The sequence below is a fragment of the Brevundimonas sp. DW-iso22 genome (assembly GCF_058725425.1).
In genome coordinates, this window is the sequence record NZ_JBZXEB010000002.1 from 282,260 (window position 1) to 295,665 (window position 13,406).

A 13,406-nucleotide genomic window follows, 5' to 3' on the forward strand; every position below is an offset into this window, starting at 1 on the left:
CAATCGGAACAGGACTTCCGCCATGCGCCCTGCCATTCTTGTTGCCGCGCTTGCGGCCCTTGTAGCGAGTCCCGCCATGTCCCAGTCGCCCTCGGTTCCCAATGCCGCGCCATGGGATCAGCCGTTCCTGCCGCCAGCTCCTGATTGGAACGGAGCCAGCCGAAGCCTGCTGCGCGATACCTCCGACCCGTGGGTCACGGCCTTCGAGGCCGATGCCGGCCACGACTTCAGCCCGAACTATGCCGACACCCGCGCCTGGTTCGACCGGCTGGATGCGGCGTCCGACCTGATCCGCATCGAACAGTTCGGCACCTCGCCGGAAGGCCGACCGATCTATGCCGTCATCGCATCGAAGGACGGCGACACGCTGGATCCGTCCAAGCCCGTGCTTCTAGCCCAGGCCGGTATCCATCCGGGCGAGATCGACGGCAAAGACGCGGGCATGATGCTGCTGCGCGACATCGCCTTCTATGGCCGCGACGACCTGCTGGACCGGGTCAATCTGATCCTGATTCCTATCCTGTCGGTCGATGGGCATGAGCGAGCCTCCGCCTATTCCCGTCCGAACCAGCGCGGCCCCCGCATCCAGGGCTGGCGCAACACGGCCACCAACCAGAACCTGAACCGTGACTATCTGAAGCTGGACCAGCCCGAAATGCGGGCCGTGCGTGGTCTGATCCTGAAGTACAAGCCCGACCTCTACGTCGATATCCACGTCACCGACGGCCTGGATTACCAGTACGACGTGACCTACGGCTACAACGGCGAGAACGGCAGCTATAGCCGCTCGCCTGCCATCGCGACCTGGCTGGATCAGGCGTTCAAGCCGGCGATGAACGCGGCTCTGAAAGCACAAGGGCATATCCCCGGCGAGCTTGTCTTTGGTCAGGACGATGCCAATCCCCGCGCCGGGCTGAACGATGGCGGCCTGGGCGAACGGTTTTCCAACGGATGGGGCTCGGCCGCGCGGGTGCCGACCATCCTGATCGAGAACCACAGCCTGAAGCCGCACGAACAGCGCGTGCTGGGCACCTATGTCTTCCTCGAACACGCCATGCGGACACTGGCCGACCGGGGCAACGACCTGCGCACCGCCATCGCCGCGGACAGCTCGCTGCGCCCTGCCGAAATTCCGGCCAACTTCGTTCAGGACGAAGCGCCGTCCTCGACGCGCCCGTTCAAGGGCATCCTGTACGACACCTATGACAGCCCCGCCTCGGGCCGCAGGGAAATCCGCTGGTCGGGCCAGCCCGATCCGGAGCTGTGGCAGATGCCCTTCTATGGCTCCCACCCCAGCCTGACCCTGCGCCGCCCCGCCGCCTATTGGGTGCCGTCATACCGCACCGACATTATCGAGCGTCTGGCGATGCACGGTATCCAGATGGAAACGGTGACAGAACCGCGAGCCGTCGATGTCGAGATGCTGCGCCTGAACGACCCACGCCTGGCCACCCGCGCCAATGAGGGTCACGTCGCCGTCGCCATTTCCGGGGTCACGCCCGAACGCAGAAACTGGTCCTTCCCGACAGGCTCCGTCCGCGTGCCGACCGACCAGCCGCTGGGCGACATCGTCGTGCTGTTGCTGGAGCCGCAGTCCAGCGAGAGCTTCTTCGCCTGGGGCTTCTTCCCCGAGGTGCTGAGCCGCGTGGAATACATCGAGGGCTATGCCATAGCTCCCCTGGCCGAGCGGATGCTGGCGGCAGACCCCGCGCTGAAGGCCGAGTTCGAGGCCAAGCTGGCCGCCGAGCCCGCCTTTGCCGCCGACGGCGACGCGCGTTTGCAGTGGTTCTATGAGCGCACGCCGTTCTATGATGACCACTACCGCCTGTATCCTGTGGGTCGCGAGGGCTGAGCCATGTCGTTCCTGACGCAGATGTCACCGGCCCAGGCCGCCGCCCTGTGGAGCGGTTTGCTGATCCTGCTGATGGTGGCGCTGTCGGTGCGGGTCGTACTGGCGCGGCGCTCTAACCGGGTTCTGCTGGGGGACGGCGGCAATGCCCAGGTCATTCTGGCCGGACGGGTGTTCGGCAATGCGTCGGAATACATACCGATCGGGATCGCGGCCTTGGCCGTCCTGACCCTGCTGGGCCTGCCCGCCTATGCGCTGCATATGGTCGGCGGGCTACTGTTCGCCGGTCGGGTGATCCATGCGCTTAGCCTGTCGGATCAGAAGCCGACGCCGGGTCGGGTCATCGGCATGGCTCTGACCTTCGTGGCCCTGATCCTGGCCGGGGCCATGCTGGTGGTGCACGCCTTCGTGGGCTGATACGCGCCCGCGCCGTTGCGATCAGCCGCCCCGTCCGCCATATCGGGCCATGCCCTCCCCACAGACTGCCGCCTCCCCCGACATTCTTCATGATCTCGTCGCCAGTGCCCTTCGCGCCGGGGCCGATGCCGCCGAGGCGGTCTCCTCCGAAAGCGCAGCCCTGTCCGTCGGCGTCCGCAACGGCAAGCTGGAGGACGTCGAGCGCGAGGAGAGCCGCGATCTTGGGCTGCGGGTCTTCATCGGTCGGCGTCAGGCCACCGTCTCGGCTTCCGACCTCTCAGACGGGACTTGCGCCCGCCTGATCGAACGCGCCGTCGCCATGGCCCGACTGGCCCCCGAAGATCCCTATGCCGGCCTCGCTCCGAAGGATCGGCTGGCCAGGGGCCCCTTTCCCGATCTGGACCTGTTTGACCCGTCCGAACGCAGCGCCGCCGAGCTGGAGTCCGTTTCCGCCGAGGCTGAGGCCGCCGCCTTGGCCATCCCCGGTGTCGCCCGATCCGAGGGCGGCCACGCCTCCCACTCCACCAGCCGCTGGCGTCTGGTAACCTCCGACGGTTTCGACGGGGCCTATCACGGCTCGTCCTTCTCGTTCGGCGTTGGAGTCATCGCCGAAAAGGACGGCGGGATGGAGCGGGGCAGCGAGGGCCGCAGCGCCCGCCACCTGTCCGACCTGCCGGATGCTGGCTGGATCGGCGAACGCGCCGGTCAGCGTGCTGTGGCCCGCGTCGGCCCGCGAAAGATCGCCTCGACCACTGCGCCCGTCATCTTCGACAACCGCAGGGCGACGCAGGTGATCTCGCCCATGCTGGGAGCAATATCCGGGCCGTCCATCGCGCGCGGCACGTCCTTCCTGAAGGATCGGTTGAACCAGCGCATCCTGCCGGTCGGAGCCGACCTGATCGACGACCCCTTCCGACCGCGCGGCCACGGCTCCACCCCCTTCGACGACGAGGGTGTGGCGGTCGAGCGTCGCGCGATCGTCCAGAACGGCATCCTGACCACCTGGCTGCTGAACAGCGCCTCAGCCGCCCAGCTGGGCCTGGTCTCGACGGGTCATGCCTCGCGCGGATCCGCGGGGCCTCCGGGTGTCTCCACCCACAATCTGCACCTGGAGCCGGGTCAGCGCGATCTGGATGGGTTGATGAGCGACGCGGGCACGGGCCTGCTGATCACCTCCATGTTCGGTCCGTCGCTGAACGGCAATACCGGCGACTGGTCTGCCGGGGTGTCCGGCTTCTGGTTCGAGGGTGGCCAGATCGCCTATCCGGTCAGCGAGATCACCGTCGCCGGCAATCTGATCGACCTTTGGAGCCGGATGCAGCGCGGCTCGGACCTGGAGTTCCGCTCCAGCTTCAACAGCCCGTCCCTGCTGTTCGACGCAGTGGCCATCGCGGGCAAATGAGCGATTACTCGACCGACCTGGCCCTGATCCGCGACGCGGCCCTCGCCGCCGGCGAGCTGGCCCTGGCCGAGCGCGAGGCCGGGCTGAAGACCTGGTCCAAGCCCGGTGGGTCGCCCGTCACCTCTGCCGACATGGCCGTGGATCGTGTGCTGAAGGATGTCCTGCTGTCGGCCCGCCCCGACTATGGCTGGCTGTCGGAGGAGACCGAGGACAGTGCCGAGCGCCTGGCCCGCCGCCGCATTTTCGTGGTCGACCCCATCGACGGCACGGTCGCATACATGGAGGGCAAGCCGTGGTGGTGCATCCCCATCGCCGTGGTCGAGGATGGCCGGCCCGTCGCCGCCGTCATCCATGCCCCCGCCCTGAACGAGACCTTCTGTGCCACCTTGGGCGGCGGGGCGACGCTGAACGGACAGCCGATCACGGCCTCGGACACCGACGATCTGGACGATGCCTCCGTCCTGGCCGACGCACGGCTGATGGAGGGTCCGCACTGGGACGAGCCGTGGCCGCCCATGCGCTATGAGAAGCGCAACGCCATCGCCTACCGCAGGGCCCTGGTCGCGGCCGGGGCCTTCGATGCCGCCATCGCCCTGACGCCCAAGTGGGACTGGGACATCTGCGCCGGCGCCCTGATCGCCCAGGAAGCCGGGGCCGTCGTCAGCGACCACCACGGCCGGCCCTGGCGCTTCAACCAGGCCGATCCGCGTCAGAACAGCCTGATATGCAGCGCCCCGGCCCTTCACCCGTTGATCGTGCGGCGTACAGCGCCTATTCCCCTCGCGCCCCGCTAGATTGTCAGCCTGCCCAAGGACGCCGCCATGACCACGCCCGGAACCGAAACCCCGCAACTGCTGCATCTCGTCATCGGCGGCGAGCTGCGTCACCTGGATGCGCCCGTGTTCCGTGACCTGACCAAGGTCGAGTTCGTCGGGGCGTACGGCAGCTATGACGAGGCCAAGAAGGCGTGGAAGGCTCGCGCCCAGGCCACGGTCGACAATGCCCTGATGCGCTACTTCATCCTGCACGCCCACCGCATGATCGACCCACGCGGCGACGCGCACTAGGCTAATCCGCGTCGGGGGGCGTAGGATGGACCTTGGTCCACCCAAAGCGAAAGCTCGTCCATGAATATCTTCGGTCGCACCTTCGAGACCCAGGAAATCGTCGCCCTCGTCGGCCTGCTCATGGTGCTGGTGCTGTGGGTCATGCGCTGGAAAGGCGACCGCGAGTGGGCCCACTGGTTTCGTAACTGGGAGGCCGAGCGCAAGGCTCGCCGCGACGCCGAAATCCGCGCCGAGAACGGCGAGTCCGATCCGACGCAGCCCGGCTCCGGTCCCGGGCCAAAAGCAGGCCCTTGGGGCTGAGCCCTACTCCCGCCGCAGCAGCTTGTCGGTCAGGATCGTCCCCCACCACCCGGCCTTGAACTCGGCCCGGATAGCCTTGGGGTCATAGGCATCGCTGTCGATCCAGTCGATGAAGCTGACCCCCGTCGGCTCGATCTCGCGCAGGTATTTCTCGAGCGTATAGTCCAGCACACCGGTCAGCCCCTCGCGGTGGTGCAGGTATTTCTTCGACAGCTGTTCGATCGCCACGCTGATCGGCTCGCCCAGATGGAAATGGCGATAGAAGACCGCCATCATCCCCGCCCGGTCCGCCCCGGATTTGCAGTGGATCAGGACCGGATATTCGATCGTCCGGAACAGCTCGCGCGCCCGGTGCACCCGATCCCTTTGCGGCGGATCGCGACTATCCAGCGGCGCATCGATCAGCGTCAGCCCCAGGCGCGCGCAGGCGTCCTTTTCCAGCGCGTAATAGGCCTCGTCCCGCGCCCCACGCAGGTTGATGACCGTCCTGATGCCCTGCGACTTCCAGTACTCCAGTTGCTTGGGCGATGGCTGGTTGGTCCGCACCAGATCCGGCCCCAGCCAGTGGGCATTCATGAACCACCGCCTCAGAAAGGCATGATCCTTCCAGACATAGTCCCACCGCGCCTTGAACCGGCCCCCGGGCGTGGAAAGATCGTAGCGTGACATAACCGTGCAGATAGAGGCTCAATCGGCCCGCGTCATCCCGGCGAATGCTTGACTTCATCGTCCAGCCGTCCGACCTCGGGGCGATGACCACGTCTTCCCCAGCCGCTCAAGAGAAGGAACGCCTGCGCCCGCTGCTGGCGCGTATCTGGCATGACTATCTCTCGCATCACCGGTCCGCGCTGATCCTGTCGATCATTTGCGCGGCCGTGGTCGGGATCATGGCCGCGACCGTGCTGCAACTGCTGCAACCGGCCATCGACGGCCTGTTCCTGGGTAAGCCGGTCAGGGTCTGGAACGTCTTCACCATAGCGCCCGAACAGGCCCTGGTCGCCATCCCGTCGCTGATTGTCGGCCTGGCCCTGGTCTGGACCTTCGCGGCACTGGGTCAGGCATTCCTGGTCAACCGGCTGGGCCACGGCATCGTCGGCGATATCCAGGTCAAGCTGTTCGGGGCCATGATCCGGGCTGACCTGGCCCGGCTGCGTAGTCAGCATTCCGGCGGATTCGTCTCCAGCGTCCTGTTCGACGCCAATCTGGTGCGCGAGGCCTTCACCAATGGCGTGGTCAACTACACCCAGCATGGCCTGACCCTGATTGCTGTCATTGCGTACATGGCCTGGACGGACTGGCGGCTGACGCTGATCGTGCTGCTGGGCGCGCCGTTGATCAGCCTGGTGATCCGCCGCTTCGGCAAGCGGACGCGCAAAGCCACGACCGGAGCCATGCTGGAGACCGAAAACCTCTCCACAGCCCTGATGGAAAACCTGGACGGCGTCCGCCTGATCAAGATCGAGAACCGAGAAGCCGCCGAAGAGGGTCGTGTCGGCGAGGTCGTCTCCCGCCGCCAGCGTCACGTGATCAAGTCCGCCGACGCCCGTGCCTTTGCCGGTCCGTTCTCCAACCTGGTCGCCATGATCATCGTCGCCGCCGTCATGGCCTATGCCGGATGGCGGGCGCAGTCCGGCGAGATGACGGTCGGGGCCTTCGCCGCCTTCATAGGTCTGCTGATGGCGGCCGGGCAGTCGCTGCGTCAGGTGACCAACCTTCAGACCGTCATGGCCGAGGGGCTGACGGCGGCACGCCGTCTGTTTGGGGCGCTGGATATCCAGCCCGAAATCCGCGAGGCCGCCGACGCCGCACCTCTGGAGCATGGCCCTGCCACCATCGCCCTGAACAACGTCTCCTTCGCCTATGCCCCGGCGGCCCAGGGCGGTGCACCGACCTTGTCCGATGTTTCCCTGACCGTCGCGCCGGGCGAAACCGTGGCCCTGGTCGGCCCCTCGGGCGGAGGCAAGTCGACCATCCTGTCCCTGCTGCCGCGATTCTATGACGTCACGGCGGGGTCTGTGACTGTCAACGGCTGCGATATCCGCGAGCTGAAGCTGCACGATCTGCGCAGCCAGATCGCCTTGGTGACGCAGGAACCCTTCCTGTTCGACGACACCCTGGCTGCCAACATCGCCTACGGGCGCCCCGGCGCGACGGCAGAGGATATCGTCGCCGCCGCCCAGGCCGCCGCCGCCCACGACTTCATCAGCGCCCTACCCGAAGGCTATGCCACCCGCGCGGGCGAGGCGGGCCTGCGCCTGTCCGGCGGCCAGCGTCAGCGCGTCGCCATCGCCCGGGCCTTCCTGAAGGACGCGCCCATCGTCCTGCTGGACGAGGCGACCAGCGCGCTGGACACCGAGAGCGAGGCTTTGGTGCAGACGGCGCTGGAACGGCTGATGCAGGGCCGCGCCACCCTGATGATCGCCCACCGCCTGTCCACCGTCCGCAATGCCGACCGCATCTATGTCATCGATGCCGGGCAAGTTATCGAAACAGGGACCCACGACAGCCTCGTCCGCCAGGGCGGCCTCTACGCCCGTCTGGCCCGGCAGCAGTCGCTGGATGGCGAAGTCGCCACGGTCGACACCGTCGCATGAGACCCCTGCGCAATCCGATCATTCAGGCCGTCCTCGCCTGGCTGCTGGCACAGTGGATGCGGTTCTGCTTCGCCACCATCCGCTGGACACACCAGAACGAGGGCGTGGCCGAAGCCGTCTGGGCCAAGGGTGGCGGCGTCCTGTGCGCCTTCTGGCATTCGCGCATCGGCCTGTCGCCGTCGTGCTGGCCGCTGGACCGGGCGCAACCGGCCAAAGCCCTGATCTCGCTCAGCCCGGACGGCCAGTTCATCGCCAAGGCCGTGGCCCTGCAAGGCATTCCCGCGGTGCGCGGCTCCTCGGCCAACAAGGACAAGGCCGACCGCGCCAAGGGCGGTACGCAAGCCCTCCGTGACGGTCTGAAACAGCTGAAGATCGGGGCCCTGGCCATCACCCCCGACGGCCCGCGCGGCCCGGCGCGTAAGATGGCCGAGGGCCTGCCCCTGATGGCCAAACTGTCCAAGGCCCCCGTCCTGTTCATCGGCATGTCCTGCAAGCCGGCCATCCGCCTGAAAAGCTGGGACAAGGCGGTTCTGCCCCTGCCCTTCGGCAAGGGGGCCATCGTCTGGGACGTCGCAGACTATCCGGACGGGTCGGAGCTGGCCGACGTCGCCTTCGCCTGGACCGAGCGGCTCAACGCCGTAGAGGCCGAAGCCGACGCCATCACCGGTCTGGAACGGGTCTGAGTGATGAGCCCGGCCCTGATCGCCTATCGCCTGCTGACCCGGCTGCTGGAGCCGCTGGCCCCGCGCCTGCTGGATGCGCGCGTCAAACAGGGCAAGGAGGACGCGGCCCGCGTCGATGAGCGTCTCGGCATCACCCGCACACCGCGACCCGACGGCGACCTGATCTGGCTGCATGGTGTCAGCGTGGGCGAGACCCTGTCGCTGCTGCCGCTGGTCCAGCGCATCCGCGCGGGCCGGCCGGACCTGACCATTCTGGTCACCTCGGGCACCATGACCTCTGCAGCCTTGCTGGCCCAGCGCCTGCCCGCCGGGGTGATCCATCAGTATGCGCCCGTGGACGGGCCCAATGTCGTCGCGGCCTTCCTCGATCACTGGCGACCCAGTGTGGCGGTCTTCGTCGAGAGCGAGCTGTGGCCCAATCTGATCCTGGCGGCCCAGGCGCGAGGCGTGAAACTGGTGCTGGCCAGCGCCCGCATCACCGAAAAGACCGTGACCGGCTGGCGGCGGTTTCCCGGCGCGGCGCGGCGTGTGCTGTCGGCCTTCGACCGCATCCTGCCGCAGGACTGGACCTCGACCGTCCGGCTGGAAAGCCTGGGCGCGCGCATCGACGGCCAAGTCAATCTGAAGCTGTCGGGTGAGGCCCCGCCGCACGACGGTGCCGCCTTTACCCGCCTGAGCGCCGCCATCGGCGACCGTCCCGTGGTCGTCGCCGCCAGCACCCATGACGGCGAGGAGATCGCCCTGATCCGGGCCTTGGACAACCTGGCGGACCGGCTGTGCCTGATTCTGGTGCCGCGTCACCCGGAACGCAGCGTCGCTATCGCCAGTGCCATGACGGCCGACGGCTACCGCTTCGCCCTGCGCTCGCGCGGGGATCAGCCAGATGCCGAGACGGACCTCTATGTCGCCGACACCCTGGGGGAGATGGGGCTATTCCTGCGGCTGGCCGATGTCGTGGTCATGGGCGGCAGCTTTTCCGCCGCCCTGAACAAGCCGCCGGTCGGGGGGCACAATCCGCTGGAGCCCGCGCGGCTGGGCAAGCCCGCCGTCACGGGGCCGGATATGAGCAACTGGTCCGCTGTGACCGAGGCGTTGGTCGAGGCCGGGGGCCTGGCCGTGGTCGATAGCCCGTCGGACCTGCCCGCCGTAATCGCGCCCCTGCTGGCCGACAGCGAGGCCGCGCGGGTGATGGGCGAACGGGGCCGTCGTGCGGCCGCCGAGGCGGGTTCGGGGCTGGAGCGGCTGTGGGAGACGCTGGTCGAACTGCTACCGCCCGCCCCTGCCAGGCCGGGTGCGCGGCGATGAAGCTGAACACGCCCCGCTGGTGGTACGACCGCGACCGGCGTCATGCGCCGGTGCAGCGGATGATGCTGAAGCCCGTGTCGTGGATCTGGGCCGCCGTCACCGCGCGGCGCATCGCCCGGACCGTGCCGGTCGATCCCTGTGTGTCGGTCATCTCCATCGGCAATCTGACGGTCGGCGGGTCGGGCAAGACGCCGGTGGCGCGCGAGGTGCTGCGCCTGCTGCGGGCCGCCGGTATCGACGCCCAGGCCCTGTCGCGCGGCTATGGCGGGTCGCTGGAGGGGCCGGTGCGGGTCGATCTGGCTGTCCATACGGCCGCCGAGGTCGGGGACGAGCCGCTGATGCTGGCGCTGGACAGTCCGGCCTGGATCGCACGGGATCGCGTCAGCGGGGCCAAGGTCGCTGCGGCCGCCGGGGCTCAGGCCCTGGTGCTGGACGACGCGCATCAGAACCCGGCGATGAAGAAGACGCTGAGCCTGATCGTCGTGGACGGCGAGACGCGTGATGGGGAATGGCCCTTCGGCGACGGCTCGGTCTTTCCGTCCGGCCCGATGCGCGAGCCGCTGAAGGCCGGTCTGGCCCGCGCGGACGTCGTGGTCATCCTGCTGCCCGCCGATGCGCCGGAGGTGGACCCGGAGCTGGTCGAGGTGTTCGGCCCCCTGCCCGTCTTCGTCGCCCGCCTGATGCCCGCCGCCCCGCCCCCGCCCGGCCCGCTGGTCGGTTTCGCCGGCATCGCCAAGCCGTGGAAGGTCGAGCGCGCGCTCCAGGCCGCTGGGGCCGATCTGGCCGACTTCGTGCCCTTCCCCGACCATTCGGCGTTCCAGGACCGCGACTTCCGCTTTCTTGAAGAGCGCGCGGAGCTGTTCAATGCCCGCCTGATCACCACTGAGAAAGACTGGTCCCGCCTGCCGCCGGAGTGGCGCGAACGCGTCATCTCCTGGCCCGTCAAGGCGACGTTTGAGGACGAGGACGCATTTGCGGCTATTGTAGTGAGCGCGCTGGACTAGCGGACCTGGCCCTCGATCACTCGACCACGCCGGTTGATGCTGAGCTGGGTGCCACGACCGATATTGGAGAGCTGGGTCGCAGACGACACCTGCCGGCCATTGACGGCCAGGACGATGTCGCCCCCCTGAAGGCCGATGCGGTTGGCATAGCTGCCGCGCTCGACCCGACCGATCACGACGCCACTGGCAAAGGGATCGCCACCCAGGCTGTCGGCCAGGGCGGGGTTGAGTTCCAGCACCTGGGCCCCGCTGAGCGCGCCCGCCTGAATGACCGTCGCGCGGTCCGTATCGGCATTGCCCGGCAGGGTCTGAACCCGAGCGTCCACCGTCTGGGCTCGTCCGTCGCGCAGGATCGAGACCTGCACCGTCTGGTTGGGCTCGCGCGTGCCAACGCGGAAGTTCAGGCCGCCCTGGTCGTTGATCTCGGCCCCATCGATGGCGGTGATGACGTCGCCTTCGCGCAGGCCCGCGCGGGCACCGGGACCACCCGCATAGACGTCGGTGACGATGATGCCTTGCGGACGCTCCAGGCCCAGGCTGCGGGCGATGTCGGCGCTGACGCTGTCGCCCTTGACGCCCAGCCAGGGTCGCACGACAGCCTTGGCCCCGCCGACGGCACTGTCGACCACCCGTTTGACCATGGAGGCCGGGACCGCGAAGCCGACGCCCGCCGAGGTGCCGGAGCGGCTGAAGATGGCCGTGTTGATGCCGATCAGGTCACCGTCCATGTCGACCAGGGCTCCGCCGGAGTTGCCGGGATTGATGGCGGCATCAGTCTGAATGAACGAGCCGCTATCGCTGATGCCCGTCTCGGTCCGGTTCAGGGCCGAGATGATGCCGTTGGTCACCGTCTGGCCGACACCGAAGGGGTTGCCGATGGCCAGGACCAGATCGCCGATCTGCTGTTCCTCGCGGTCGTCGATGTTGAGGACCGGCAGGCTCTCGCTGACGCCGTCCAGTTGCAGCACGGCGATGTCGGAGCGTTCGTCGGCCAGGATGAGCCGGGCCGAAAACTCGCGCCGGTCGTTCAGCACGACCTTGATCTCCTGCATGCCGTTGATGACGTGATAGTTGGTCACCACCACTCCATCGGCCCGCACGATCACGCCCGAGCCGACCGAGCCGACCTGCTGGGCACGCGGCCTCTGGCCGAACATCGACCAGAAGGGGTCCTGGACCTGCTGGACGCCACGACCCGAGACATTGACCACGGCGGGGGCGGCGGTGCGGACCACGGGCGCGAAGCTGGACTTCATGGCCATGGCGTCGCCGGGCACCACGCGGTTCTCAGCAAAAACCCCGTCCTGGGCTCTGGTGTCGTTCGGCTGGCCGCAGGCGGCGAGGGTCAGGGCGAGGGCAGCGGCGGCGGTGAAGGTCTTCATGGTCATCCGGATCAGATAGGTCGGTCAGCGCCCGGTGCAATCCAGCTATGGATTTGGGACAGGATCAAGGCGGGCTTCTGCGGCATCGTCGCGATCGGCCTGACGCCCCACCACCCAGCCGACGATGGCGGCCATCAGAAGCGCTACGGCGGCCAGATAGAAGGCCAGCCCCGGCTGGGTCATGACCCGCGTCGCCAGCGCCAGCATCTGCGCGGGGGCTCCGTCCATCGCATTCGCCAGCCAAAGCCGGGTCGCCAGCGCCCCTTCCCCGACCGAGATCGAATAGATCCAGCCGAAGAAAAGCGGCGACATGACCCCGGCGATAGAGGCGACGCTCATGTTTGCCCCCTGAAGCTGACCCTGCTCGTCCTCGCCGACACGCCGGGTCATCAGCGATTGCAACGTCGGCATGGCCAGGCCCCATAGCGCATTGGGCAACATCGCCAGGATGAAGATCAGGCCGGTGGGAGCCCAGCCCATAAGCGCGATGCCGACGGTGCCGCCCAGCAGGCCGAAAACCATGACGCCCCTGTCGCCGAACCGCTTGACCAGCGGCCCGACCAGAACGCCCTGCACAAGCATGTCCAGCAGCCCGACCAGCGCCAGCAGAAGCCCGACCTCCTTGGGACCCCAGCCATAGCGCCAGGCGGCATAGAGCACGAACACCGCCGAGAAGACGTGGTGGGCGAAGTAGAGCAGGAAATTCACGACGGCGAGGCCGCTGAGTTCGGTGTGTCGCTTCAGCAGGATCAGCGACCCGACCGGATTGGCCCGCCGCCAGCTGAAAGCCATCCGCTTCTCGACCGGCAGGCTCTCGGGCAGGACGAACAGGCCGTAAAAGAAGGCTACGCCGGACAGGCCACCCGCCACCCAGAACGGCAGGCGCGGATCGACATCGCCGAGAAAACCACCCATCACTGGTCCCAGCACGAAGCCGCCCGAGAAGGCCGCACCGATCAGGCCATAGGCGCGCGCCCGCTTCGCCGGCTCGGTGATGTCGGCCATATAGGCATAGATGGTGGTGAAGCTGGACGAGGTGATGCCCGCGATGATCCGTCCCGCCGCCAGCCACCACAGGTTCGGGGCCAGGGCCATCAGCACATAGTCCAGTGCCAGTCCGGCACAGCTGATCAGGATCACCGGCCTGCGCCCGTAGCGATCCGACAAAGATCCGATGATCGGCGAACACACGAACTGCATCGCCGCCCACAGGGCCACGAAGACGCCGTTGATTACGCCTGCCCGCGCGTTCGAGCCGACGAAATCCTCGATCAGCTGCGGCAGGACCGGGATGATGATCCCCATCGCCACGATGTCGAGCACCGCCGTCACGAAAATGAAGGCCAGCGCCGCGCGCCGCACCTTGGGATTGCTCAGGGACATGGGCGGGGCTTCTAGCCCAG

The 13,406-nt window shown here is 67.7% G+C and carries 13 protein-coding genes; 10 read left to right on the top strand and 3 right to left on the bottom strand.

Annotated features, from left to right (window positions below):
• Positions 1-22 precede the first annotated feature (22 nt).
• The 6 genes from AC4PRM_RS01290 to AC4PRM_RS01315 are packed head-to-tail and all read left to right on the top strand — an operon-like array spanning position 23 to position 5,035.
• Positions 23-1,852, top strand: a complete 1,830-nt coding sequence (locus AC4PRM_RS01290; protein ID WP_492038512.1) for a M14 family metallopeptidase — start codon at positions 23-25, stop codon at positions 1,850-1,852.
• Positions 1,853-1,855: 3 nt separating this feature from the next.
• Positions 1,856-2,266: an MAPEG family protein gene (locus tag AC4PRM_RS01295; protein ID WP_373255725.1), complete on the top strand. Its 411-nt coding sequence runs from the start codon at positions 1,856-1,858 to the stop codon at positions 2,264-2,266.
• Positions 2,267-2,315: 49 nt separating this feature from the next.
• Positions 2,316-3,668, top strand: a complete 1,353-nt coding sequence (locus AC4PRM_RS01300) for a TldD/PmbA family protein (RefSeq protein ID WP_492038513.1) — start codon at positions 2,316-2,318, stop codon at positions 3,666-3,668.
• Complete coding sequence (locus AC4PRM_RS01305) at positions 3,665-4,462, top strand: 3'(2'),5'-bisphosphate nucleotidase CysQ (protein WP_492038514.1); 798 nt, start codon at positions 3,665-3,667, stop codon at positions 4,460-4,462. Before AC4PRM_RS01300 ends, AC4PRM_RS01305 begins: the two co-directional genes overlap by 4 nt.
• A gap of 27 nt (positions 4,463-4,489) precedes the next feature.
• The gene (locus tag AC4PRM_RS01310) at positions 4,490-4,735 is read left to right on the top strand and encodes a DUF4170 domain-containing protein (RefSeq protein ID WP_373255728.1); all 246 of its coding nucleotides are present in this window, start codon (positions 4,490-4,492) and stop codon (positions 4,733-4,735) included.
• Positions 4,736-4,795: 60 nt separating this feature from the next.
• Positions 4,796-5,035, top strand: coding sequence for a hypothetical protein (locus tag AC4PRM_RS01315; protein WP_487923207.1), 240 nt, complete (start codon positions 4,796-4,798; stop codon positions 5,033-5,035).
• A 3-nt stretch (positions 5,036-5,038) separates the two neighbouring features.
• Here the strand turns inward: AC4PRM_RS01315 and AC4PRM_RS01320 are convergent, their stop codons facing one another.
• Entirely contained in the window at positions 5,039-5,704 is a 666-nt protein-coding gene (locus AC4PRM_RS01320; RefSeq protein WP_492038515.1) for a fused DSP-PTPase phosphatase/NAD kinase-like protein, read from the bottom strand.
• An 83-nt stretch (positions 5,705-5,787) separates the two neighbouring features.
• Between AC4PRM_RS01320 and AC4PRM_RS01325 the strand changes: the two genes are divergently transcribed.
• The 4 genes from AC4PRM_RS01325 to lpxK are packed head-to-tail and all read left to right on the top strand — an operon-like array spanning position 5,788 to position 10,621.
• Positions 5,788-7,629, top strand: a complete 1,842-nt coding sequence (locus AC4PRM_RS01325) for an ABC transporter ATP-binding protein (protein ID WP_492038818.1) — start codon at positions 5,788-5,790, stop codon at positions 7,627-7,629.
• Positions 7,626-8,312, top strand: a complete 687-nt coding sequence (locus tag AC4PRM_RS01330; protein WP_492038516.1) for a lysophospholipid acyltransferase family protein — start codon at positions 7,626-7,628, stop codon at positions 8,310-8,312. The genes AC4PRM_RS01325 and AC4PRM_RS01330 overlap by 4 nt, the downstream gene beginning before the upstream one ends.
• A 3-nt stretch (positions 8,313-8,315) precedes the next feature.
• A complete protein-coding gene (locus AC4PRM_RS01335; protein WP_492038517.1) occupies positions 8,316-9,617 on the top strand; it encodes a 3-deoxy-D-manno-octulosonic acid transferase in 1,302 nt (433 codons plus the stop codon).
• Positions 9,614-10,621 carry a tetraacyldisaccharide 4'-kinase gene (lpxK, locus tag AC4PRM_RS01340; RefSeq protein WP_492038518.1) on the top strand — a complete coding sequence of 336 codons (1,008 nt, stop codon included), beginning with the start codon at positions 9,614-9,616 and terminating at the stop codon, positions 10,619-10,621. The genes AC4PRM_RS01335 and lpxK overlap by 4 nt, the downstream gene beginning before the upstream one ends.
• On the opposite strand, the gene AC4PRM_RS01345 is transcribed toward lpxK, so the two are convergent.
• Both AC4PRM_RS01345 and AC4PRM_RS01350 read right to left on the bottom strand, forming a co-directional pair.
• Entirely contained in the window at positions 10,618-12,003 is a 1,386-nt protein-coding gene (locus AC4PRM_RS01345) for a Do family serine endopeptidase (RefSeq protein ID WP_373255735.1), read from the bottom strand. The genes lpxK and AC4PRM_RS01345 overlap by 4 nt on opposite strands.
• A 45-nt stretch (positions 12,004-12,048) precedes the next feature.
• Complete coding sequence (locus tag AC4PRM_RS01350) at positions 12,049-13,386, bottom strand: TCR/Tet family MFS transporter (protein ID WP_373255736.1); 1,338 nt, start codon at positions 13,384-13,386, stop codon at positions 12,049-12,051.
• Positions 13,387-13,406 lie beyond the last annotated feature (20 nt).